The sequence below is a fragment of the Streptomyces sp. NPDC012888 genome (assembly GCF_042900645.1).
Taxonomy (GTDB): domain Bacteria; phylum Actinomycetota; class Actinomycetes; order Streptomycetales; family Streptomycetaceae; genus Streptomyces.
This window is the reverse complement of the sequence record NZ_JBIBBM010000019.1, coordinates 67,227-89,143: the sequence shown is the minus strand read 5'-3', so window position 1 is coordinate 89,143 and position 21,917 is coordinate 67,227. Positions and strand designations below refer to the sequence as shown.

Genomic DNA, 21,917 nt, shown 5'->3' with positions numbered 1-21,917 from the left:
CCGGACACCCGGGCGGCGGCTACTTGGCGTCCGCGTAGCACTCCACCACCGCCGTCGTGAACGGGAACCGCACCGGGGTCTCGCCGAAGGCGATCCGGGCGGCCCGGCCGGCGGCCTCCCGGATCGCCGCGGCCACCGCCTCCGCCTCCTCCGCCGGGCAGTGCACGATCACCTCGTCGTGCTGGAAGAACACCAGCTCGGCGCGGAGCCCGGCGGCGGCCGTGGCCTGCCGCAGCGCCGCGAGCAGCAGCAGCGCCCAGTCCGCGGCGCTGCCCTGGACCACGAAGTTCCGGGTGAACCGGCCCCGGGCCCGCGCGTTGGTGGAGGCGTAGCCCGGGGTCCAGTCGCCCGCGGAAGTGCCGCCGGGGCCGCCGCCGGGGCCGCCCGGGCCGGTGGCGTCCGCCGGCTGGTCCGGCTCCTGCGGCAGCCCGGCCTCCTCCGCCTCGCCGGCGCCGGCCGCCGGGGGACAGGTCCGGCCCAGCCAGGTCCGTACGAGCCGGCCCTCCTCCCCGGCCCGGGCCGCGTCGTCGACGTACGCGACGGCGCGCGGGAAGCGGCGGCGCAGCGCGGCGAGGTTCTTCAGCCCGTCGCCGGAGGTCTGGCCGTAGACGGCGCCGAGGACGGCCAGCTTGGCCTGGTCGCGGTCGCCGGAGAAACCCTGCCGAGAGATCGAGGTGTACAGGTCCTCCGCCCGGCCGGCGACCTCCATCAGCCCCGGGTCGCGGGAGATCGCCGCGAGCACCCGGGGCTCCAGCTGGTCGGCGTCGGCGACGACCAGCCGCCAGCCGGGGTCGGCCACGACCGCCCGGCGGATCACCTTGGGGATCTGCAGCGCCCCGCCGCCGTTGGTGACCCAGCGGCCGGTGACGGTGCCGCCCGGCACGTACTCCGGCCGGAACCGGCCCTCGTGCACCCAGTCCTGCAGCCAGCTCCAGCCGTGCGCGGTGTAGATCCGGTACAGCTTCTTGTAGGCGATGAGCGGCTCGACGGCCGGATGGTCGATCTCCTGGAGCTCCCAGCGGCGGGTGGACCGCACCTTGATCCCGGCCTCGGCGAACGCCCGGACCACGTCGGCCGGCAGGTCGGGCCGGACCCGGCGCCCGAAGGCGGCGGACACCCGGTCGGCGAGCTCGGCCAGGCGCCGCGGCTCTCCGCGCCCCGCGTAGCGCTCGCCGAGCAGCTCCGTCAGCACCGCCCGGTGCACGTCGGCCCGCCAGGGCAGCCCGGCCCGGTTCATCTCCGCCGCGACGAGGAACCCGGCGGACTCGGCGGCGGTCAGCAGCCGCATCCGGTCGGGCCGGGTGGTGGCCTCGTGCCGGCGCATCTGGTCGGCGTACACCGCCAGCAGGGCCGCGGGGGCGAGCGCCGCCGCCGGCCGCGGATCGAAGAGGGAGGACTGCGTACCGGGCTCGGCGGCCCGCTGCGGCGGGTCGGGCGGTACGGGCGCGCCGGTCAGCCGCGCCCAGGCCGCGGCGGCGGAGCGGGGCTCGCCGAACCGGCCCTCGTGGCCGAGCAGCAGCAGTTCGGCGGCCTCGACGTCGTAGCAGCGGTCGACGCGGACGCCCGCGGCGAGCAGGCGGGGGTACACGGCGGCGGTGGACCGCCAGACCCAGCGGGCCCCCGGCGGTGCGGCGCGCACCGCGTCCGCGGGCTCGGCGGCGCTCACGACGGGCGGCGCGCCGGGCCGGGTGGCGGCGGGCATGGCGTGCCACAGGCCGTCGCCGTCCTCGGCGAGGACCCACCGGCCCGTGTGCTCGCTCACGAGTGCGAGTCTGGCAGCCGGGTCCGACAACGCGCGGGAACCGGGCCCCGCGCCGCCCGGGCAGCGGGCCCGTACGGCCACCCCGGCCGCCGTGACAAGCTGGGCGGTGTGAACGAGAACGCCGCCGACGTCGTCGAACGGGCCTGCGCGGCCGCGCTGTACACCCAGGACCACGCCGCCCTGGACACCGGCGCCTCGCTGCTCGCCGCCGACCCCGCGCGCTGGACCGCCGTCGGCCCGGCCCTGCTCGCGCGCGGGCAGGGGTACGTACGGCAGGCCTGGGAGCGGGGCTGGCGGCCGGCCGACGTGCTCCGCCTCGTGCGCCGCGACCTCGACTCCCCTCACCTGCGGATCTGCGAGGACCTGATAGCGGCCGAGGGCCGCCGCTACGCACGGCTCCCGGCCCGCTGGACGACGCACGAGGTGTGGTGGGACGGGGACGACACGTACGCCGAACAGCTTGCCGGACGCACCCGGACGGACCGGTTCACCCTGGCCACCGCCGTCCTGGAGGTGTTCCGGCTGCTGGTCCGGCTGCCGGCGGTCGAGCCGGTCGGCCCCGTGCCCGGGGACCCGGCCGACCTCCCCGAGGCGGCCCACATCGAGCCCCGCATGCTGGCCCGGATCCGGGCGCTGCTCGCCAAGGCCGAGGCCACGACGTTCCCGGACGAGGCGGAGGCGCTCAGCGCGAAGGCGCAGGAGCTGATGGCCCGGCACACCGTCGACGAGGCGCTGCTCGCCGCGCGCGGAGGGGCCCCCGGGCAGCGGCCGGGAGCCTGCCGGATCGGGGTGGAGCCGCCGTACGAGGAGGCCAAGGCGGTGCTCCTGGACGCGGTCGCCCGGGCCAACCACTGCCGGGCGGTGTGGAACGGCGCCTTCGAGTTCTCGACCGTGGTGGGGTTCGAGAGCGACCTGGAGGCGGTCGAGCTGCTGTACACCTCGCTGCTGGTCCAGGGGACGGCGGCGATGACCCGGGCGGAGGCCGGGCAGCGGGCCGGCGGCCGGAAGCGGACCAAGACCTTCAGGCAGTCCTTCCTGCTCGCCTACGCCAGCCGGCTCGGCCACCGGCTCGCCGAGACCGCGGAACACGCCGGGCAGGCCGCCGCCGGTGCGGCCGGCGCGGCGGATCCGGACCGCCTGCCGGCGCTGGTCGCGCGGGACGTGGCGGTGGGCACGCGGGCCGACGAGATGTTCCCCCGGACCACCTCCACGCGGCTGCGCGGCGCCACCGACCACGCGGGCTGGACGGACGGCACGGCGGCGGCGAACGCGGCCCGGTTCGGCACGCGCGCCCACGCCCCGATCGCCGGCCGGGCCCGTCCCTCAACCTCCCCGCACCACGACTGACGGCTGACCTGCGCGGCCGGGCCGCGCCGGGGCCCCCGGGGCTCCACCCCGTACCCCGCGCCTCACACGCCGGCGGGCCGGGGAGGCGCCACGGCCGGCCCCCCGGGCGGCCGGGCGGGTCACCAGCTGGACTTGCGGATGCCCGGGAGGTGGCCCGCGTGGGCCAGGGTGCGGAAGTTGATGCGGGAGAGGCCGAACGCGCGGAGGTGGCCGCGGGGGCGGCCGTCGACCGCGTCCCGGTTGCGGACGCGGGTCGCACTCGCGTCGCGCGGCTGGGCGCGCAGCTCGCGGGCCGCGGCCTGCCGTTCCGCCTCCGGCGTGTGCGGGCTGCGGATCAGCGCCTTCAGCACGGCGCGGCGGGCCGCGTAGCGGGCCACGACCGCCCTGCGGCGCTCGTTGCGGGCGGTCTTGCTCGTCTTCGCCATGGCGGTACCCCTCAGACCTTCCCGCCGCGGGCGCGGATCCGCGCCACCGCCGCCTCGATGCCGATCACGTCCACCGTCTTCACCCCGCGGGCGCTCAGCGTCAGCCGTACGTGACGCCCCTCGCTCGCCAGCCAGTACCGCTTGCGCTGGATGTTGGGGTCGAAGCGGCGGGACGACCGCCGGTGGGAGTGGGAAACCCTGTTGCCGAAACCGGGCTGGGCGCCGGTCAGCTGGCAGTGCGCGGACATGGAACGCGGACCTCCTATTGAAGATGGGAACCGTTTTCATTTACTGTACCGGCATGGCCCGCAACGAACTACGCCCCATCGTCAAGCTCCGCTCCACGGCGGGCACCGGCTACACCTACGTCACCCGCAAGAACCGCAGGAACGACCCCGACCGGCTCGTCCTCCGCAAGTACGACCCGGTGGCCGGCCGCCACGTCGACTTCCGAGAGGAGCGCTGAGTCCCCCCGTGAAGCCCGGAATCCACCCCGCGTACCGGCCCGTCGTCTTCCGCGACAAGGCCGCCGACTTCGCCTTCCTCACCCGCTCCACCGCCACCTCGGAGCGGACCGTGCTCTGGGAGGACGGCGAGACCTACCCCGTGATCGACGTCGAGGTTTCCTCGGCGAGCCACCCCTTCCACACCGGCACCGCCCGGGTCCTCGACACCGCCGGACGGGTCGAGCGCTTCGAGCGCCGTTACGGCTCGGGGGGACGGACATGAGACTGCCCGTCGTGCTCGTCGGCGGGCTGCACTCGGACGCGCGGAGGGAGGTCGTGGAGACGCTGCTGCGCGCGGTGCCGGGCAGCGTCGCACTGCACCACGACCTCGCCACCGCCGCCGGGGGCACGGTGCGGCGCACCGTCCGCGACGCGTCCGGCGAGCGGGGGAGCACGGACGCCCCGCTCGTCGACGACTGCGCGTGCTGCGCGCTGCGCGAGGACCTGGTCCCGGAGCTCCTGCGGCTGGCGGACGGCCGGTCGGCCCGGCTCGCCGTCGTCGAGCTCTGGGACTCGGTCGAACCGAAGGCGATGGCCGAGGTGATCGCCGCGCACGGCGCCGGCCGCCTGCGGCTGACCATCGTGGTCACCGCCGTGGACCCGGCACTGGTGCTGGACTGCCTGGGCAACGGGGACGACCTCGCCGAAGCGGGCCTGGCGGCCGCCGCCACCGACCAGCGGACGGTCGCCGACACCTGGGCCCGGCAGCTGGAGTACGCGCCCGTGCTGGCCCTGGTGGACGGCGTGGGGGACGCCGACGAGGAGGACGCCGCGCTGCTCGCCCAGCTGCACCCGACGGCCCGGCGGCTGCCGGTCGGCTCGCCCGAGCTGGTACGGGTCGTGCTGGAGGGCGAGTTCGACGTGCGGGCGGCCGCGGACCGGCACCATCCGGCGTGCGCGCTGCTGCCGCAGGAGGCGGACGAGTGCGGGGTGGCCACCCTGGTGTGGCGCCGCCACCGGCCCTTCCACCCCGGCCGGCTCTACGCCGCCCTGGAGGACGTCACCTGTGCGGCCGCCCGCAGCCGCGGCCGGTTCTGGCTGGCGGACCGGCCCGAGACGCTTCTGGCCTGGGACGCGGCCGGCGGGGCCCTGTGCGTGGAGGGCGCCGGGCCGTGGCTGGCGGCGCTGCCGGACGCCGCGTGGGACCTGGTCCCGCCGGTGCGGCGGGCAGCCGCCGCCCTCGACTGGCACCCCGAGCACGGGGACCGCTGCCAGCACCTGGTCTTCACCTCGCCCGGCCTGGACCGCGAGGGGCTGGCCGGGCTGCTGGACTCCTGCCTGCTGACGGACGAGGAGTACGCGGCCGGGCCGGCCGGCTGGGCACTGCTGCCCAGGGCCTTCGACGCCCTGCTCGACCCCGTCGCCTGAACCGCCCCCACCCGAAGAACACCGACCCACCGAGGAGGACGCCGTGGCCCGCCGACGGGAGACGCGACCCCGCGCGCCCAAGCCCAACCCGCTGGACGCAGCCGGAATCACGTACATCGACTACAAGGACACCGACCTGCTCCGCAGGTTTGTCTCCGACCGGGGGAAGATCCGCAGCCGCCGGGTCACCCGGGTGACCTCGCAACAGCAGCGGGAACTGGCGCGGGCGATCAAGAGCGCCCGGGAAATGGCCCTGCTGCCGTACGGACCGGGGGGTCGCCGGGGCGGGGAGTGATCATGACGATACCGCCCGTGCACGTGCATCTGCCCATGCATCCGCGTTTGAACACAGCTATGATCCGGTGCAGTTGACATCTGCTATCGGGGGCTTCCTGTGGACCACGCGTACAACGGGATGGCAGCTGCAGAACTCGCTTCCATGTACGGGCTGACCTGGCAGAAGAGCCGGCACAGCAATTCCCAGGGCTCCTGCGTGGAGTTCGCCAAGCTGCCGGGCGGCGACGTGGCCGTGCGCAATTCGCGCTTCCCGGACGGGCCGGCCCTCGTCTACACGCCGGCCGAAATAGAGGCGCTGCTGCTGGGCGCCAAGGACGGGGAGTTCGACCACCTCATCCATTGAGCGCACTCTGATCAAGCCATGCACGTGCACTGGCCGGGACCGATCCCAAGATCGGTCCCGGCCAGTGGTGTGTCCCCCGCCGGAGTCGTCGGTTGCCGGTCCTGCCGGTCCTGCCGGTCCGCGGTGCTACCGCTCCTGGAGCAGGAAGAGCGCCCAGACCACCTTGCCGCTCAGCCGCCCGGCGAGCGGGTGCCAGCCCCAGTTGTCGCTGTACGAGTCGACCAGGAACAGCCCGCGTCCCGATTCGGCGTCGCAGTTCTCGTCCGTCCGGTCCGGGGAGAACGCGCCCCCCGGGGAGTCCTCGCTGGGATCCCGGACCGCGCACACCAGCCGGCTGCGCCAGCGCATCAGGTGCAGCCGCACCGGGGGCTCCTGCTCCGCCCCGTCCCGGGCGTCCTGCGGCAGCGCGTGCCGCAGCGCGTTGGTCACGAGTTCGGAGACGACCAGGGACACGTCGTCGAATCGGTCGTCCAGCCCCCACTGGCCCAGGGTGGCGCGGGTGAACGAACGTGCGCCCCGCACGGCCTCGTAGCGGGCCGGCAGGGCACAGGAGGCGGACCCGGAGACGGCCGTGGGGTCGACCGGGGGCAGCCCCTGCCGTAACGGCTCGAGCATGGTCGATCCATTCATCCCCATGCGTGGCACTCCCGGGATTCGCGGACGGTAGCGGCTGCTGTGTCCATGAAAGAACTGCGGGGTGGGTCGGGCGCCGGCGCGAAGAGCACGCAGGTACGCGGGCTCCATGGTTCCGAATGGCGCAGCCGGATGCAAGGGCAGATGCACGTGCACGCGCCCGACCCGTCCACTCACGTGCCGTTTCTTGCTCATTTCTTCCTACGCCTGCTTATGGACTTCTTTTCCGACAGGACGGATTCCGTTACAGAACGAGTACGGCCCGATGCGTTTTGGTGGCAGACTGCGGGCCCAGGGGTGCGGGGGGCTCCGCGACGCACAAGACCATCGCGATGGGGAGGGCAGGACAAGTGACCGCAGAAGCCAGCGGTTCTGTGGTGCGCCGCATCCTCCTGGGCTCGCAGCTCAGGCGACTCCGTGAATCCCGCGGGATCACCCGTGAGGCGGCCGGCTACTCGATCCGCGCATCCGAATCGAAGATCAGCCGCTTGGAGTTGGGCAGGGTGAGCTTCAAGGCCAGGGACGTAGAGGACCTGCTCACGCTCTACGGAGTCACCGACGGCGCCGAGCGCGAGTCGCTCCTCGGGCTCGTCCGGGAGGCCAACGCCGCCGGCTGGTGGCACAGTTACGGCGACGTGCTGCCCAGCTGGTTCCAGACCTACATCGGCCTGGAGGGCGCCGCCTCGCTGATCCGGATCTACGAGGTGCAGTTCGTCCACGGCCTGCTCCAGACCGAGGCCTACGCCCACGCCGTCGTCAGCCGCGGCATGCCCGAGGCCGCCCCCGCGGAGATCGACCGCCGCGTGGCCCTGCGGCTGGAGCGCCAGAAGGTCCTGGTCTCCGAGAACGCCCCGCAGTTCCACGCCGTGCTCGACGAGGCGGCGCTGCGCCGCCCGTACGGCGACCGGTCCGTCATGCGCGGCCAGCTGGAGCACCTCATCGAGATCTCACAGCGGCCCAACGTCCGGCTCCAGGTGATGCCCTTCTCCTTCGGCGGCCACGCCGGCGAGAGCGGCGCCTTCACCCTGCTGCGCTTCCCCGAGTCGGACCTCCAGGACATCGTCTATCTGGAACAGCTCACCAGCGCCCTCTACCTGGACAAAGACGAGGAAGTGGCGCAGTACGACCGGGCCATGGCGCGGCTCCAGAGCGACTGCCCGGACCCGGACCAGACCCGGGATCTTCTCCGGGGACTCCTTCAACTGTCTTGAAACGCACGTAGTATGACGTCGGATCAGGGGCGCCTGCAGTAAGGGATGGCATGTCCATATTCGAGGACCTGGCTTACCAGTACATCGACGGCGAATGGCTGGCCGGCACCGGGTCGTGGGACATCATCGACGTGAACCCCTACAACGGGGAGAAGCTCGCGGCCATCACCGTCGCCACCGTCGAGCAGGTCGATCTCGCCTACCGCGCCGCCGAGCGCGCCCAGCCCGCGTGGGCCGCCGCCGGCCCCTACGCCCGCCGAGAGGTCCTGGAACGCGCCCTGCGGATCACCGAGGAGCGCGAGAAGGAGATCGTCGAGGCGATGATCGACGAGCTCGGCGGGACCCGTCCCAAGGCCGAGTACGAGGTCCACCTCGCCAAGGAGTTCCTCCGCGAGGCCGCCCGGACCGCAGTCAGCCCCGAGGACCGGATCATCGCCTCCCCGGTCACCGGCAAGGAGAACCGGATCCAGCGGCTCCCCGTCGGCGTCGTCGCCGTGATCAGCCCCTTCAACTTCCCCCTCCTGGTCACCCTGAAGTCCGTGGCGCCCGCCCTCGCCCTCGGCAACGCCGTCGTGATCAAGCCGAACCAGAACGCCCCGGTGACCGGCGGCGGCCTGATCGCCCGGATCTTCGAGGACGCGGGTCTGCCCGCCGGCCTGCTGAACGTCCTGGTCACCGACATCGCCGAGATAGGCGACGCGCTGCTCACCCACCCGGTGCCCAGGGTGATCTCCTTCGCCGGCTCCGACCGGGTCGGCCGGCACGTCGGCGCGGTGGCCGCCCGCCAGTTCAAGCGGACCGTGCTCGAACTCAGCGGCAACAGCGCGCTGGTCGTCCTCGACGACGCCGACCTGGACTACGCCGTGGACGCGGCCGTCTTCAGCAGATTCGTGTACCAGGGGCAGGTCTGCATGGCCGCCAACCGGATCCTCGTCGACCGGTCCGTGGCGGAGGAGTTCACCGAGAAGTTCACCGCCCGGGTGCGGGCCCTGCGCACCGGCGACCCGCACGAGCCCGGCACCCACATCGGCCCGCTGATCAACTCCTTCCAGGCCGACGCCCTCACCGCCCTGGTCGACCGCGCCGTCGAGGCCGGGGCCACCGCCCTGGTGCGCGGCACCACGCGCGGCAACCTGGTCGAGCCGACGGTGCTGACCGGGCTCCCCGAGGACTCCCCGCTGCTGGGCCAGGAGATCTTCGGCCCGGTCGCGCTGCTGGTGGTCTTCGACGGCGAGGACGAGGCCGTACGGCTCGCCAACGCGACCCCGTACGGGCTGAGCGGGGCCGTGCACACCCGCGACGTGGAGCGCGGCGTCCGGTTCGCCCAGCGCGTCCACACCGGCATGATGCACGTCAACGACTCCACCATCGGGGACGAGCCGCTGGCCGCCTTCGGCGGGGAGAAGGACTCCGGTCTGGGCCGGCTCAACGGCGAGGCGGCCGTCGAGGCCTTCACCACCCAGAAGTGGATCTCCGTCCAGCGCGGGCGCAGCGAGTTCCCGTTCTGATCGCGAAACCTCCCCGCTCCGCCACGGAGTTGCGGACAGGAGCTGACCTCAAGGCCCCCTAGCGTGGTTTCCGTCGGCAGGGGGAAGGCCCCCCGGCCCCGTACGGACAAGGCGGTTGATCATGGCTCAGGTTTCCACCGAGGTCCTCGGCGACGAGCGCGGCACGCTCCTGGCCTTCGTCGAGGCGCAGCGCGCCGCCCTGCGGGAGTCGCTGGAGGGGCTGACCGAGGAGCAGGCGGCGAGCCGTCCGAGCGTCAGCGAGCTGTCGCTGTCCGGGCTGGTCAAGCACGCGGCCGAGGTCGAGCAGACCTGGCTGCGGATGGCGCAGGGCAAGCCCCAGCGCTCGCGGGAGGACTACGCCGAGGGCTTCCGGCTGGTCGAGGGCGAGAGCATCCCGTCCGTGCTCGCGTTCTGGGAGCGGGTGGCGGCCGAGACCGCCGCCTTCGTCGCCGCCGTACCCAGCCTGGACGAGACCTACCCGCTGCCCGAGGCGCCGTGGTTCCCCAAGGACACCAAGGTCTCGATCCGCTGGACGCTGCTGCACCTGGTGGAGGAGTTCGCCCGGCACGCCGGCCACGCCGACATCATCCGGGAGTCGCTGGACGGCACCAAGGCGATGGGCTGACGGACCGGCTGGATAGCCTGGGCCCATGTCAGCGATCCGGCTTCTCGTCCTCGGGGCGGTCCGCCAGCACGGGCGGGCCCACGGCTATCAGGTGCGCAACGACCTGGAGTACTGGGGCGCCCACGAGTGGTCGAACGCCAAGCCGGGCTCGATCTACCACGCGCTCAAGCAGATGGCCAAGCAGGGCGTCCTGCTCGCGCACGAGGTGGCGCCCAGCGCGGCGGGTGGCCCGCCGAGGACCGAGTACGAGGTGACCGAGGCGGGCAGCGAGGAGTACTTCACGCTGCTGCGCCAGGCCCTGTCGGCGTACGACCAGAAGCGGGACGCCCTGTCGGCCGCGCTGGGCTTCATGGTGGACCTGCCGCGCACGGAGGTGCTGGAGCTGCTGCGGCGGCGGCTGACCGGCCTGGCGGCCTGGCGCACGGCGGTGACCGGCTACTACACGCCGGAGGAGGGCCCGGAGCAGATGGGCCACATCGGCGAGATCATGCACATGTGGGTCCACTCGGCCGATGTGGAGGCCGAGTGGACCGAGGGCCTGATCGCCCGGATCGAGGGGGGCGCGTACTCCTTCGCGGGCGAGGGCGGCGAGCCGTTCGTCGGGGTGCTGGCGGAAGGCCAGGAGAACCCCTTCGCGTCCTGAGGTGCCGCGATCGGCGCGAGGCCGGTGCGAGGCCGCTGCGACCGGCGAGCCCCGGCTCCAGAGAAAATCGAGTAATCAAGTTTGACTATTGAGTAGGTCGGGTATATGTTGGGCGACCCTGCTACTCAAGTTTGACTAATGAGCGGAGTGGTTCTGCTGATCGTGCTCGAAGGTGTCCACAAGCGGTACGGGGACAAGCAAGCCCTCAACGGGCTCGATCTGGAGGTGAAGAGCGGGACCGTACACGCGGTCCTGGGACCCAACGGGGCGGGCAAGACCACGTCCGTCCGTGTCATGAGCACCCTGCTGCGGTACGACTCGGGCACCGTCCGCGTCGCCGGCCACGACGTGGCGACCGAGGCGGCGGCCGTCCGGGCCCGCATCGGTCTCCTCGGGCAGCACGCGGCGCTCGACGAGGAACTCGACGGCCGGCAGAACCTGGAGATGTTCGGCCGGCTGTACCACCTCGGCGCGCGCCGCGCCGGCGCCCGGGCGGACGAGCTGCTGGAGCGGTTCGGCCTGTCCGACACCGGCCGCAAGCCCGTCAAGGCGTACAGCGGCGGCATGCGGCGCCGCCTCGACCTGGCGGCGTCGCTGATCACCGACCCGGCCGTGCTCTTCCTCGACGAGCCGACCACCGGTCTCGACCCGCGCAGCCGGGCCGAGGTGTGGTCCTCGGTGAAGTCGCTGGTCGGCGGCGGCACGACGGTCCTGCTCACCACGCAGTACCTGGAGGAGGCGGACCAGCTGGCCGACCGGATCACCCTCGTGGACGCCGGCAAGGTGGCCGCCGAGGGCACCGCGGACGAGCTGAAGGCCAGGGTCGGCGGAGCGCGGGTGGAGGTGACCGTCACCGACCAGGAGGCGCTCGCCGCCGCCGCGCGGGCCCTGTCGGGGGCGACGGTCTCCGAGGAGGACCTGAGGCTGAGCGTGCCGGCCTCGGGGACCGCCGACCTGTCGGCGGTCGTCCGGGCCCTGGACGTGGCCGGGGTGGCCACCTCGGACATCGGGTTGCGCAGGCCCACGCTGGACGAGGTGTTCCTGCAGTTGACCGACCGCGACAAGGGCACGGAGGTGGCCGCGTGAGCATGGCGTACGTGGTCCAGGACTCCTGGACGATGACCCGGCGCGAGCTCGCCCACTGGAGCCGCCAGCCGGTCCAGGTGATCGTCGGGCTGATCTTCCCGGTGATGATGCTCCTGATGTTCGGCTTCCTGATCGGCGGCGGCCGCGGGATCGAGGGCGACTACGTCGAGTTCCTCGTGCCCGGCATGCTGGCGCTGACCATGGCCTTCGGCCTCGAGTCGACGCTGACGGCCGTCACCCAGGACCTGAACAAGGGCGTGATCGACCGGTTCCGGTCGATGCCGATGTCCTCCTCCGCGGTGCTCGTCGGCCGCAGCCTGGCGGACATGCTCCAGTCGGCGGTGGGCCTGCTGGTGCTCGGCGCGGTCGGTCTGCTGCTCGGCTGGCGCTGGCACGGCTCGCTCTCCGCGGTCCTCGGGGCCTTCGCCCTGCTGATGCTGTTCCGGTTCGCGATGCTGTGGGTCGGCATCTGGCTCGGCATGGTCGCGGGACGCCCGGAGATGGTCCAGGCGGTCCAGATCCTGGTCTGGCCGGTCGGCTTCCTGTCCAACGCGTTCGCCAGCCCGGCGTCCATGCCGGCCTGGCTGGGCGCGGTCGTCGAGTGGAACCCGCTCTCGGCCACGGCCACGGCCATCCGCGACCTGTTCGGCAACCCGGCCGCGGCCGGCACCTCGTGGGCCTCGGACAACGCCGCGCTGCTCGCGGTGGTCTGGCCGCTCGTCATGCTCGCGGTGTTCTTCCCGCTGGCGGTGGGCCGGTTCCGGGCCCTGAGCAAGTAACGCGGAGCGGCGGGTGGGCGATGGGCCGCCCACCCGCAGGGGACGGCCGTCCGGTGTGTCATCGCACCGGGCGGCCGTCCTCCTTCAGTTGCAGCAGGGGCCGGCCGGTCACCAGCAGCCACGCCGGCAGCAGGGCCAGGCACAGGACCGGCAGCACCCCCGGAGCCGGGGCCAGGACCCCAGCCGTGAACAGGCTCAGCCAGCCCTGCCGGGTCGTCGCCAGCAGGACCCCCAGCACGGCGCAGCTGGTCCCCACCACCGGGTGGACGGCCGGCACCAGGGCGCTCGCGGACAGCCCCAGGGCCACCCCGACGAACACCGCCGGGAAGATCCGGCCGCCGCGGAACCCGGCCGAGGCGGCCACCACCAGCGCCGCCATCTTGACCAGGCACATCAGCAGCAGCGCCCCGAACCCGTAGGCGGCGGAGTCTGCGGTCAGCTCCTTCATCTCCGCCAGCCCCTTGAACAGGGTGAGCCGGCCGCCCAGCGCCCCCAGCAGCCCCAGTACGACGCCCCCGGCCGTGAGGGCAAGCACCGGGTGCGGGAGCGCGTGGAAGAGCCGGTGGGTGTACGGGAAGACGTAGACGGCGGCCAGGCCCAGCAGCGCGCCCAGCGACGCGACCACCACCGCGGCCAGCAGGTCGCCCCAGCCCGGCCCCGTGAAGTCGGGGAGCGAGGTCCGGAAGGTCTGCTCGGAGATCAGCGCGGTCGTCAGGCTGCCCGCCGCGGCCGCCACCAGCGGCGGGAACAGCCGGTCCCACAGCGGCGCGGTGTCCCGGCCCGCCGCCATCGTCTCGGTCAGCACCAGGGCCGCCGCCACCGGCGTGCCGAACAGCGCGCCGATCGTGCCCGCCACGGCCAGCCCGACCCACAGCTGGCCCGGGCGTGCGGGGGCCAGCCGGTGGCCCAGCGCGAAGGCGAGGGCGACGTTCGCGGCGAGGATCGGGTTCTCCGGGCCCAGGCTCACCCCGCCCGCCAGGGTGAGGCCGCCGGCGAGCAGCAGCCCGGGCACCCAGCGCGGGTCCATGGGGACCTCCACCAGGCCGGTGGTGGCCGGGTCCGGGCCGGCGTGCCCGTGCACCTTCCAGACGACCAGCCCGGACAGCAGGCCGGTCACCGTGAGCATGATCATGACCCAGGCGGCGGAGTACGGTCCCAGACCGAGCGCCTCCGGCAGCGCCCCCCACAGCACCTCCTGCAGTTCCTCGGCCGCCTCGCTGACACCGACGAAGAGCAGGGCCGAGCCGATCCCGACGGCGAGCGCGAGCGGGATCGTGGGGAGCAGCGCACGGGCGGCAGGCGTCATCCGCTTAACGTAAGCGGGCAAAACCGGCACGTCGGGGAGGCGCTCTGGGCTTGCACCTCACGTCGCGTGAGGCCCCACAGTGAACCGCGTACCCAGTCAGAGGAGCGGGAGAGAGATGAGCTACTCCGTGGGCCAGGTCGCCGGTTTCGCCGGGGTCACGGTGCGCACGCTGCACCACTACGACGAGATCGGACTGCTCCGTCCGAGCGGCCGCAGCCACGCCGGCCACCGGCGTTACGAGGACGCCGACCTGGACCGGCTGCAGCGGATCCTGTTCTACCGGGAGCTCGGCTTCCCGCTCGAGGAGGTCTCGGTCCTGCTGGACGACCCGGACACCGACCCGCAGGAACACCTGCGCCGGCAGCACGCCCTGCTGTCGGACCGGATCGACCGGCTCCAGCAGATGGCCAAGGCCGTGGAGCGCGCCATGGAGGCGAAGAGATTGAACGTCAACCTGACCCCCGAGGAGAAGTTCGAGGTCTTCGGGGACCACGACCCGGACCAGTACGCCGAGGAGGCCCAGCAGCGCTGGGGCCACACCGACCGCTACAAGGAGTCCATGCGCCGGGCAGCGACCTACACCAAGGACGACTGGAAGCGGATCATGGAGCAGCACGCGGAGGTCTGCCGCCGCCTGGTCGCCCTGATGGACACGGGAGCGGCGCCCGACTCCGCCGAGGCCATGGACCTGGCCGAGGAGCACCGTGGCTGGCTCACGCAGAACCACTACGACTGCGACTACGAGATGCACACCTGTCTCGGCGAGATGTACGTCGCGGACGAGCGGTTCACGGCCACCTACGACGCGTTCCGCCCGGGCCTCGCGGTCTTCCTGCGGGACGCGATCCTGGCGAACGCGGTGCGGCGGGCCTGAGCGCCGACCCGTCACGGCCCCGGCCCGGTACCTGGAACCGGGCCGGGGCCGCGCGCGTTCATAATTGAGACGCCCGCCCGCCCAGCCGCCGCATCGCGCGCCGCGACCCCTATCCAGGAGCCCCGGAAACCGTGGAACCCGTCTACACGCTCGCGCTCGGCCCCGAATGGCTGTCGCCCGACTACCTGATCTCGCACTTCGGCCTGATCGGCATCCTCGTCATCGTCTTCGCGGAGTCCGGGCTGTTCGCCTTCCTCCCGGGCGACTCCCTGCTGTTCACGGCCGGTCTGCTGGTCGCGGACGGCGAGTACATCAAGCAGCCCCTGTGGCTGGTGTGCACGCTGATCGTGGCCGCCGCGATCATCGGCGACCAGGTGGGCTACATGATCGGCAAGTTCTTCGGCCCGAAGCTGTTCAGCCGGCCGAACTCCAAGCTGTTCAAGGCCGAGAACCTGGAGAAGGCGCACGAGTTCATGGAGCGGCACGGCCCCAAGGCCATCGTGCTCGCCCGTTTCGTCCCGATCATCCGGACCTTCGCGCCGATGGTCGCCGGCGCCGGCGCGATGAAGTACCGCACCTTCCTGACCTACAACGTCATCGGCGGCATCAGCTGGGGCGCCGGTGTCACCATCGCCGGCTACTACCTCGGTCAGATCGGCTTCATCAAGGACAACTTGGAGCCGATCCTGCTCGGCATCGTCTTCGTCTCGGTCATCCCGGTGATCATCGAGGTGCTGCGGGCCCGCAAGGAGTCGAAGCAGGCCGCGGCCCGCGGCGGCGCGGACGCCGGCGACGGCGGCCCGGCTCAGCTGCCCGGCGGCCGCGGCCGTCACGCCAAGCGCTGAGGCACCGCGCGCACCGCGCGCACCGCGCCCACCGCGCACGCACCGCAGACGGACCCGGGGTCAGAAGCCCCGGGTCCGTTTCGCTGCCGCCCGGCGCTTGGCGGCGCTCGCCGCGCCCGGCATCCGCATGAACAACCGCGAGGTCTCCGACCCGAGGTTCACGCCGATGGCGATGGCCAGCGCGAGGGCCGCGGCGTTGGTCAGCGAGGCGAGCCCCGCGTCGAGCCGGTTCTCGGCGATCGACAGCAGCCCGTAGTACGTCGCCGAGCCCGGCAGCAGCGGCCCGATCGCGGCCGTCACATACGGCAGGGCCGACGCGTACCGGTAGCGCGAGAACAGCTGCCCGAACAGGCCCACCAGCCCGGCCGCCACCGCCGTGCACAGCACCGGCGGCAGCTCGGCCGCCCGCAGCGCGCCGAACGTCACCCAGGCCACGCCGCCGTTCAGCGTCACGATCCACACCGTCGACCGTTCCTGCTGGAGCAGGATCGCGAAGGTGAACACCAGCACCATCGAGGCGGCGATCTGGACCGGCGGGCGGTTGGGGATCTGGAGGACGTCGTCGGGGTCGGGCGCCGCGCCCAGCTGGAGGCCGACGTAGATCACCACCAGCACGCCGATGATGATCCCGATGAACAGGTACATCACCTCCAGCAGCCGGGCCGAGGCGGTGATGTAGTAGCCGGTCAGACCGTCCTGGACGGCCGCGACCAGGGCGCGCCCGGGCAGCAGCGCGAACAGCCCGCCGGTGATGACGGCCGAGGCGCGCACGTCGATCTCGGCGATCTTCAGGGCCACGCCCATCGCGGCGGGCGGCATCGCGGCCACCACGAACTGGTAGAACTCCGGCAGGCCGCGGCCCGCGCAGATCCAGGCGAGCCGGTCCCCGAGCACCGCGCCGAGGGCGGCCGCGAAGAACACGAAGACCCCGCCGCCGACCAGCACGGACGCGGCGCCGGCGAGCAGGCCGGCGGCGGCCGTGAGGACCCAGGTCGGGTAGGGGTGCCGGTTGCGGCGGATCTCCGCGAGCCGGCGGTAGGCCTCCTCCAGGGAGACCTCGATCTCCGGCGCGGAGATGTCGTCCACCAGCCGGTAGACGGCGGCCAGCCGGGTGTAGTCGGTGCCGCGGCGGCGGACCGTCCGGTTCGCCGAGACCGGGTCGTCCACCAGGGAGGGCTGGTGGGTGATCGACAGCATGGTGAAGGTGACGGTGGGCTCGCACCGGTCCAGGCCGTAGCTGCGGGCCACCGCGAACATCGCGGCCTCCACGTCCTCGGCGCCCTCGCCGCCGGCCAGCAGCAGCTCCCCGATGCGGAGGGTCAGGTCGAGGACGCGGCCCACGGCCGGGCCGGCCTCGGGCGGCCGCTGCGCGGGCTCGGCGACGGGGCGCACGTCGACCGGCATCCGGAGCATGGTCCGCATCCGGTCCTGCCAGGGCGACTCGGTCATCCGCGGGGGCGCGGGGAGCGGGGTGAACGCGGGGGGCGAGTCGGCCGCGCGGTACGTACTGGGCGGCGCGAACGCCGAACCCTCGGGCCCGGGCGCCACGGGCCCGGCCCCGGCGGGCAGCGCGAACTCGGAGGTGGGGGCGTCCTCCGGGGTCCCGGGGACGGGCGAGGTGCCGGGCGGCGGGGCGAACGCGCTGTGGTGCTCGTCGGAACGGGGCTTGCCGTCCTCCGGCTCCTGCGATTCGGACTGCGCCGCCACCCGCCACCCTCCTGATCCCTGGCCGACGGGTATCAGTATGCGGAATCGTTTCATCCACCGCGAAGCCGTTGGCTCCGCCGGTGCCTGGGCCCATGTGCCGGCCGGAGCCCCGGCCGGGCCCGCTCGAAACGCCGGGCGGGCGGCGCCCCGGTGGGGGTGCCGCCCGCCCGGGGGTGGATCAGTGGCCGCCCTGCTCCTGCAGCCGCTTGAACGAGCGCTCGATCTCCGCCTCGGCCTCCGTCCGGCCGACCCAGTTCGCACCCTCGACCGACTTGCCCGGCTCCAGGTCCTTGTAGACCTCGAAGAAGTGCTGGATCTCCAGGCGGTCGAACTCGGAGATGTGGTGGATGTCGCGCAGGTGCTCGACGCGCGGGTCGGACGCCGGCACGCACAGCAGCTTGTCGTCGCCGCCCGCCTCGTCGGTCATCCGGAACATGCCGATCGCGCGGCACTTGATCAGGCAGCCCGGGAAGGTCGGCTCGTCCAGGATGACCAGCGCGTCCAGCGGGTCGCCGTCCTCACCGAGGGTGTTCTCGACGAAGCCGTAGTCCGTCGGGTAGCTGGTGGAGGTGAACAGGCGACGGTCCAGGCGGATCCGGCCGGTCTCGTGGTCCACCTCGTACTTGTTCCGCGAACCCTTCGGGATCTCGATGGTGACGTCGAACTCCACGTCCTGCTCCTCCATGCTCAGCTCTTTGCTAACGAGTGACGCGCGTCCGGCCCAGCCCAGCCGGGCGGGGTGCCATGCTCGCGGCAAGACGCAGTGATTAAGTGTCCCTCACGCATACCCGTGATCGCGAAAGGGGCTGGTCGAGGTGCCGGCGATGAGGACGTGGCAGCTCGTCGCGGGTTCCGCCGTGACGGGCCTGGCCCTGGCCGCCTCTGCGGTGGTTGCGGCCGGTCCCTGGGACTCCGGGCAGCGTACGGCAGAGCGGGACCGGGCGACGGCGCACGCCCGCGCAGGTGGCGCAGATCACGGGGAGCGCCCTGTTCCGCGACCCGCCCCCAGCGCCCCCGGCGTACTCGCCGCCCTCGGCCCGAACGGGGCACAGCAGGCGAATCCGGCGGATCCGGCAGATGCCCGCCCGGCCGCGCTCGCCGCCGCGCTGGAGCCGCTGCTGGCCGACCCCGCGCTCGGCGACCTCAGCACCGCCTCCGTGGTCGACACCGCCTCCGGCCGGGTGCTGTTCGAGGCCGGCGCCCGCCGGCCGATGACCCCCGCCTCCACCATCAAGATCGCCACCGCCGCGGCCGCCCTCTCCGCCCTCGGCCCCGAGCACCGCATCGCGACCACCGTGGTCCCCGGCCCCGTCCCCGGCGGCATCGTCCTCGTCGGCGGCGGCGACCCCTCCCTCACCGCCCGCAAGAAGGCCCCCGCCGGATCCGGCGGCAGTCTCGTCGCCCTCGCCGCCGACACCGCCGAGGCCCTGAAGGCCGCCGGCACCACCGCCGTCACCCTCGGCTACGACGACTCCCTCTACTCAGGGCCCGCCGTCCACCCCATCGGCATCGACAACGACAACATCGCCCCGGTCAGCGCCCTGACCGCCGACCAGGGCCGCCCCGACGACTCCTTCTCCGGCCCCGTCGACCGCAGCAAGGACCCGGCCCGCGACGCCACCCGCGCCTTCGCCGCCCTGCTCCGCGAACACGGCGTCACCGTCACCGGCACCCCCGCCCGCGCCAAGGCACCGGCCGGCGCCACGCCCCTGGCCGCCACCCACTCCACCCCGCTCGCCGGACTCGTCGAGCGGATGCTCACCCACAGCGACAACGACATCGCCGAGGCCCTGGCCCGCCAGACCGCCCTCGCCTCCGGACAGCCCGCCGGCTTCGAGGGCGCCGAGAAGGCCGTCGCGGCCCGGCTCGCCGCCCTCGGCCTCGACCTGTCCGGCAGCCGCTTCGCCGACGGCAGCGGCCTCAACCGCGCCGACAAGGTCTCGGCCGGACTGCTGACCGCCCTGCTCGCCAAGGCCGCCGACCCCGCCCAGCCCCGGCTCCGGCCCGTCCTCACCGGCCTGCCCGTGGCCGGCTTCAGCGGCACCCTGCGGGCCCGCAACGCGGCGGACTCCCCGGCCGCCGGACTCGTCCGGGCCAAGACCGGCACCCTCACCCAGGTCAACTCCCTGGCCGGCACCGTCGTCACCCCGTCCGGGCGACTCCTCTCCTTCGCCTTCCTCGCCTCCGGCAGCACCGACCCGGGCGCCGCCGAGAAGGCCCTCGACGCGCTGGCCTCCGCCGTGGCCACCACTTCCTGACGGTCCGGCGCGCGCGTGGGGCTCCGCCGAACGGCTGGTCCACGTACGGTTGACGCATGACGAGCATCGGTGGTGCGGAGATGGTCGACTGGAACCTCGCGGTGGCGACCGCGACCCGCCTGGTACGGCCCGGCCCGGAGGTCGGCCGGGACGAGGCCCGGGCCGTCGTCGCGGAGCTGCGCGGGCACGCCAGGACCTCGGAACGGCACGTGCGCGAGTTCACCCGGATGATCCCCGAAGGCACACCCGTCGAGGACACCCCCGTCCTCGTCGTCGACCGGGCCGGCTGGATCCGGGCCAACGTCGCCGGTTTCCGCGAGCTCCTCGGCCCCCTGCTTGGCCGGATGCAGGAGCGGCGCGGCAACACCCCCGGCGGAGCCGTCCTCGGCGTCGTCGGCGGCAAGGTCACCGGCGTCGAGCTCGGCATGCTGCTGAGCTTCCTGGCCTCCCGCGTGCTCGGCCAGTACGAGACCTTCGCGCCGGCGGGCCGCGACCTGCCCGGCTCCGGCGGCCGGCTGCTGCTCGTCGCCCCCAACATCGTGCACGTCGAACGCGAGCTCGACGTCGCCCCGCACGACTTCCGGCTCTGGGTCTGCCTCCACGAGGAGACGCACCGTACCCAGTTCACCGCCGTCCCGTGGCTCCGCGACCACCTGGAGGGCGAAATCCAGTCGTTCCTCGGAGCCACCGACATGGACCCGATGACCGTCCTGGAACGCCTGCGCGAAGCCGCCCAGTCCTTCGCCGGCGCCCGACCCGAAGCCGAGGACGGCGAAGAGGGCCGCTCCCTGGTCGAACTCGTCCAGACCCCCGAACAGCGCGAGATCCTCGGCCGGCTCACCGCCGTCATGTCCCTGCTGGAAGGACACGCCGACTACGTCATGGACGGCGTCGGACCCGAAGTCGTCCCCTCGGTCGCCGAGATCCGGGAGAAGTTCCAGCAGCGCCGGGCCAGCGGCGCCGGCCGCCTCGACGCCGCCCTGCGCCGCCTCCTCGGCCTCGACGCCAAGCTCCGCCAGTACCGCGACGGCGAGCGTTTCGTCCGCGCCGTCGTCGGCCAGGTCGGCATGGACGGCTTCAACCGGGTGTGGACCTCGCCCAACACCCTGCCCACCAAGAGCGAGATCGCCCGACCCGCGGACTGGGTGGCCCGAGTGCACCGCAAGGGGACCGGAGAAGAGGCGTAAACATGTCCCACCGGGGGAAGCAGCATCACCCGTCCGAGGGACCGTGGGCCGTACAAGGGCGTGCGATGCTCGGAGAACGGCTCGGTTCTGTCACCATCGACGCACTCTGAGTGACAACTCGGTACCGGCCAGCACGCCTGAGAAGGCACCCCAACTCCACCGAAGGGCACCGGACATGGGTCCCCATCCTGCGGTCGCGGCGATACGCCTGGCGGTCCGCCGCGTACTCCACGACGTACTGAACGAGCTCACCCCCCGGCCGGACGGGCAGCAGCCGCTCGTCCTCGTCGCCTGCTCCGGCGGCGCCGACTCCATGGCCCTCGCCTCGGCCCTCGCCTTCGAGGCCCCCAAGCTCGGCGTCCGGGCCGGCGGCATCACCGTCGACCACGGACTCCAGGCCGGCTCCGACCTGCGCGCCGCCGAGGTGCGCAACAGGATGGCCGCGCTCCGCCTCGACCCGGTGGAAGCGGTCACGGTACGCGTCGGCCGCGAGGGCGGACCCGAGGCCGCCGCCCGCGACGCCCGCTACGCCGCGCTCGACGAGGCCGCGGACCGGCACGGCGCCGCCGCCGTGCTGCTCGGACACACCCGCGACGACCAGGCCGAAACCGTCCTGCTCGGACTCGCCCGCGGCTCCGGCATCCGGTCGCTCTCCGGCATGCCCGAGGTCTCCGGAGGACCCGGCGGCGTCACCGCCGGCGCCCGCTACCGCCGCCCCTTCCTCCAGATCGACCGCCAGACCGCCCGCAAGGCCTGCATGGTCCAGTCCCTCCCCGTCTGGGACGACCCGCACAACGCCGACCCCGCCTACACGCGCTCCCGGCTGCGCCACGAAGGCCTCCCCGCCCTGGAGAAGGCCCTCGGCAAGGGAGTCGTCGAAGCCCTCGCCCGCACCGCCCAGCTCTCCCGCGACGACGCCGACGCCCTCGACTCCTGGGCCGCCGAGGCGGAGGGCTCCGTACGCGACGAACTCGGGCAGCTCGAATGCGCCAAGCTGTACGCCCTGCCGCCCGCCGTACGCCGCCGCGTACTGCGCCGCGCCGTGGTCGCCGCGGGGTCCCCGGCCGGCTCGCTCTTCGCCCGCCACATCGAAGAAGTGGACCGGTTGATCACCGGATGGCGCGGTCAGGGGGCCATCAACCTGCCCGGCCGGGTCGAGGCCCAGCGGCAGGGTGGCAGACTTGTCATCCGGCAGGGCTGATGAGTC

24 protein-coding genes are annotated in these 21,917 nt (G+C 73.3%); 17 read left to right on the top strand and 7 right to left on the bottom strand.

The features are described 5' to 3' along the window. Positions 1-19: 19 nt before the first annotated feature. A complete protein-coding gene (locus tag ACFY61_RS28270; protein ID WP_389476680.1) occupies positions 20-1,702 on the bottom strand; it encodes a bifunctional 3'-5' exonuclease/DNA polymerase in 1,683 nt (560 codons plus the stop codon). Positions 1,703-1,870: 168 nt separating this feature from the next. Between ACFY61_RS28270 and ACFY61_RS28265 the strand changes: the two genes are divergently transcribed. Then, the gene (locus ACFY61_RS28265; protein ID WP_389476486.1) at positions 1,871-3,109 is read left to right on the top strand and encodes a DUF2786 domain-containing protein; all 1,239 of its coding nucleotides are present in this window, start codon (positions 1,871-1,873) and stop codon (positions 3,107-3,109) included. Positions 3,110-3,228: 119 nt separating this feature from the next. Here ACFY61_RS28265 and rpsN read toward each other — a convergent pair whose 3' ends face one another. Together rpsN and rpmB are read right to left on the bottom strand one after the other, a co-directional pair. Beyond that, positions 3,229-3,534, bottom strand: a complete 306-nt coding sequence (rpsN, locus tag ACFY61_RS28260; protein WP_389476484.1) for a 30S ribosomal protein S14 — start codon at positions 3,532-3,534, stop codon at positions 3,229-3,231. A gap of 11 nt (positions 3,535-3,545) precedes the next feature. Further along, positions 3,546-3,782, bottom strand: coding sequence for a 50S ribosomal protein L28 (gene rpmB, locus ACFY61_RS28255; protein WP_389476482.1), 237 nt, complete (start codon positions 3,780-3,782; stop codon positions 3,546-3,548). A 53-nt stretch (positions 3,783-3,835) separates the two neighbouring features. On the opposite strand from rpmB, the gene rpmG reads away from it, so the two are divergent. The 5 genes from rpmG (at position 3,836) to ACFY61_RS28230 (ending at position 6,048) form a co-directional block, all read left to right on the top strand. After that, positions 3,836-4,000 carry a 50S ribosomal protein L33 gene (rpmG, locus tag ACFY61_RS28250; RefSeq protein WP_389476480.1) on the top strand — a complete coding sequence of 55 codons (165 nt, stop codon included), beginning with the start codon at positions 3,836-3,838 and terminating at the stop codon, positions 3,998-4,000. A gap of 8 nt (positions 4,001-4,008) precedes the next feature. Next, the gene (locus ACFY61_RS28245) at positions 4,009-4,263 is read left to right on the top strand and encodes a type B 50S ribosomal protein L31 (protein WP_389476478.1); all 255 of its coding nucleotides are present in this window, start codon (positions 4,009-4,011) and stop codon (positions 4,261-4,263) included. Then, positions 4,260-5,408: a CobW family GTP-binding protein gene (locus tag ACFY61_RS28240; RefSeq protein WP_389476476.1), complete on the top strand. Its 1,149-nt coding sequence runs from the start codon at positions 4,260-4,262 to the stop codon at positions 5,406-5,408. Before ACFY61_RS28245 ends, ACFY61_RS28240 begins: the two co-directional genes overlap by 4 nt. 43 nt (positions 5,409-5,451) lie before the next feature. Then, positions 5,452-5,703: a 30S ribosomal protein S18 gene (rpsR, locus tag ACFY61_RS28235; RefSeq protein ID WP_389476474.1), complete on the top strand. Its 252-nt coding sequence runs from the start codon at positions 5,452-5,454 to the stop codon at positions 5,701-5,703. Positions 5,704-5,823: 120 nt separating this feature from the next. Next, the gene (locus tag ACFY61_RS28230; protein WP_389476472.1) at positions 5,824-6,048 is read left to right on the top strand and encodes a DUF397 domain-containing protein; all 225 of its coding nucleotides are present in this window, start codon (positions 5,824-5,826) and stop codon (positions 6,046-6,048) included. Positions 6,049-6,174: 126 nt separating this feature from the next. Here ACFY61_RS28230 and ACFY61_RS28225 read toward each other — a convergent pair whose 3' ends face one another. Further along, on the bottom strand, positions 6,175-6,663 hold the full coding sequence (locus ACFY61_RS28225) for an ATP-binding protein (RefSeq protein ID WP_389476470.1): 489 nt from the start codon (positions 6,661-6,663) through the stop codon (positions 6,175-6,177). Between the two features lie 350 nt (positions 6,664-7,013). Between ACFY61_RS28225 and ACFY61_RS28220 the strand changes: the two genes are divergently transcribed. From ACFY61_RS28220 to ACFY61_RS28195, 6 genes are all read left to right on the top strand, one after another. Beyond that, on the top strand, positions 7,014-7,892 hold the full coding sequence (locus tag ACFY61_RS28220; protein WP_389476468.1) for a helix-turn-helix domain-containing protein: 879 nt from the start codon (positions 7,014-7,016) through the stop codon (positions 7,890-7,892). A 50-nt stretch (positions 7,893-7,942) separates the two neighbouring features. Continuing rightward, positions 7,943-9,400: an aldehyde dehydrogenase family protein gene (locus ACFY61_RS28215; RefSeq protein ID WP_389476466.1), complete on the top strand. Its 1,458-nt coding sequence runs from the start codon at positions 7,943-7,945 to the stop codon at positions 9,398-9,400. A 121-nt stretch (positions 9,401-9,521) separates the two neighbouring features. Continuing rightward, positions 9,522-10,025 (top strand): DinB family protein, encoded by a 504-nt coding sequence (locus ACFY61_RS28210; RefSeq protein ID WP_389476464.1) that lies wholly within the window; start codon positions 9,522-9,524, stop codon positions 10,023-10,025. Between the two features lie 25 nt (positions 10,026-10,050). Beyond that, on the top strand, positions 10,051-10,668 hold the full coding sequence (locus ACFY61_RS28205) for a PadR family transcriptional regulator (RefSeq protein ID WP_389476462.1): 618 nt from the start codon (positions 10,051-10,053) through the stop codon (positions 10,666-10,668). A 138-nt stretch (positions 10,669-10,806) separates the two neighbouring features. Further along, on the top strand, positions 10,807-11,754 hold the full coding sequence (locus ACFY61_RS28200) for an ATP-binding cassette domain-containing protein (protein WP_389476460.1): 948 nt from the start codon (positions 10,807-10,809) through the stop codon (positions 11,752-11,754). Between the two features lie 2 nt (positions 11,755-11,756). Beyond that, complete coding sequence (locus ACFY61_RS28195) at positions 11,757-12,533, top strand: ABC transporter permease (protein WP_389476678.1); 777 nt, start codon at positions 11,757-11,759, stop codon at positions 12,531-12,533. A gap of 58 nt (positions 12,534-12,591) precedes the next feature. On the opposite strand, the gene ACFY61_RS28190 is transcribed toward ACFY61_RS28195, so the two are convergent. After that, positions 12,592-13,839 carry an ion channel protein gene (locus ACFY61_RS28190; protein WP_389476458.1) on the bottom strand — a complete coding sequence of 416 codons (1,248 nt, stop codon included), beginning with the start codon at positions 13,837-13,839 and terminating at the stop codon, positions 12,592-12,594. Between the two features lie 115 nt (positions 13,840-13,954). Here ACFY61_RS28190 and ACFY61_RS28185 point away from each other — a divergent pair, with 115 nt between their 5' ends. Continuing rightward, entirely contained in the window at positions 13,955-14,713 is a 759-nt protein-coding gene (locus ACFY61_RS28185; RefSeq protein WP_389476456.1) for a MerR family transcriptional regulator, read from the top strand. Positions 14,714-14,844: 131 nt separating this feature from the next. After that, positions 14,845-15,558 (top strand): VTT domain-containing protein, encoded by a 714-nt coding sequence (locus tag ACFY61_RS28180; RefSeq protein WP_389476454.1) that lies wholly within the window; start codon positions 14,845-14,847, stop codon positions 15,556-15,558. 60 nt (positions 15,559-15,618) lie between these two features. Here ACFY61_RS28180 and ACFY61_RS28175 read toward each other — a convergent pair whose 3' ends face one another. Further along, positions 15,619-17,265, bottom strand: a complete 1,647-nt coding sequence (locus ACFY61_RS28175; protein ID WP_389476452.1) for a threonine/serine exporter family protein — start codon at positions 17,263-17,265, stop codon at positions 15,619-15,621. Positions 17,266-17,443: 178 nt separating this feature from the next. Then, positions 17,444-17,935, bottom strand: coding sequence for an inorganic diphosphatase (locus ACFY61_RS28170; protein ID WP_125541818.1), 492 nt, complete (start codon positions 17,933-17,935; stop codon positions 17,444-17,446). Positions 17,936-18,089: 154 nt separating this feature from the next. On the opposite strand from ACFY61_RS28170, the gene dacB reads away from it, so the two are divergent. The 3 genes from dacB (at position 18,090) to tilS (ending at position 21,911) form a co-directional block, all read left to right on the top strand. After that, entirely contained in the window at positions 18,090-19,523 is a 1,434-nt protein-coding gene (dacB, locus tag ACFY61_RS28165; RefSeq protein ID WP_389476450.1) for a D-alanyl-D-alanine carboxypeptidase/D-alanyl-D-alanine-endopeptidase, read from the top strand. Between the two features lie 56 nt (positions 19,524-19,579). Next, positions 19,580-20,710: a zinc-dependent metalloprotease gene (locus ACFY61_RS28160; protein WP_389476448.1), complete on the top strand. Its 1,131-nt coding sequence runs from the start codon at positions 19,580-19,582 to the stop codon at positions 20,708-20,710. A 175-nt stretch (positions 20,711-20,885) separates the two neighbouring features. After that, entirely contained in the window at positions 20,886-21,911 is a 1,026-nt protein-coding gene (tilS, locus tag ACFY61_RS28155) for a tRNA lysidine(34) synthetase TilS (protein WP_389476446.1), read from the top strand. The last annotated feature ends 6 nt before the right edge of the window (positions 21,912-21,917 follow it).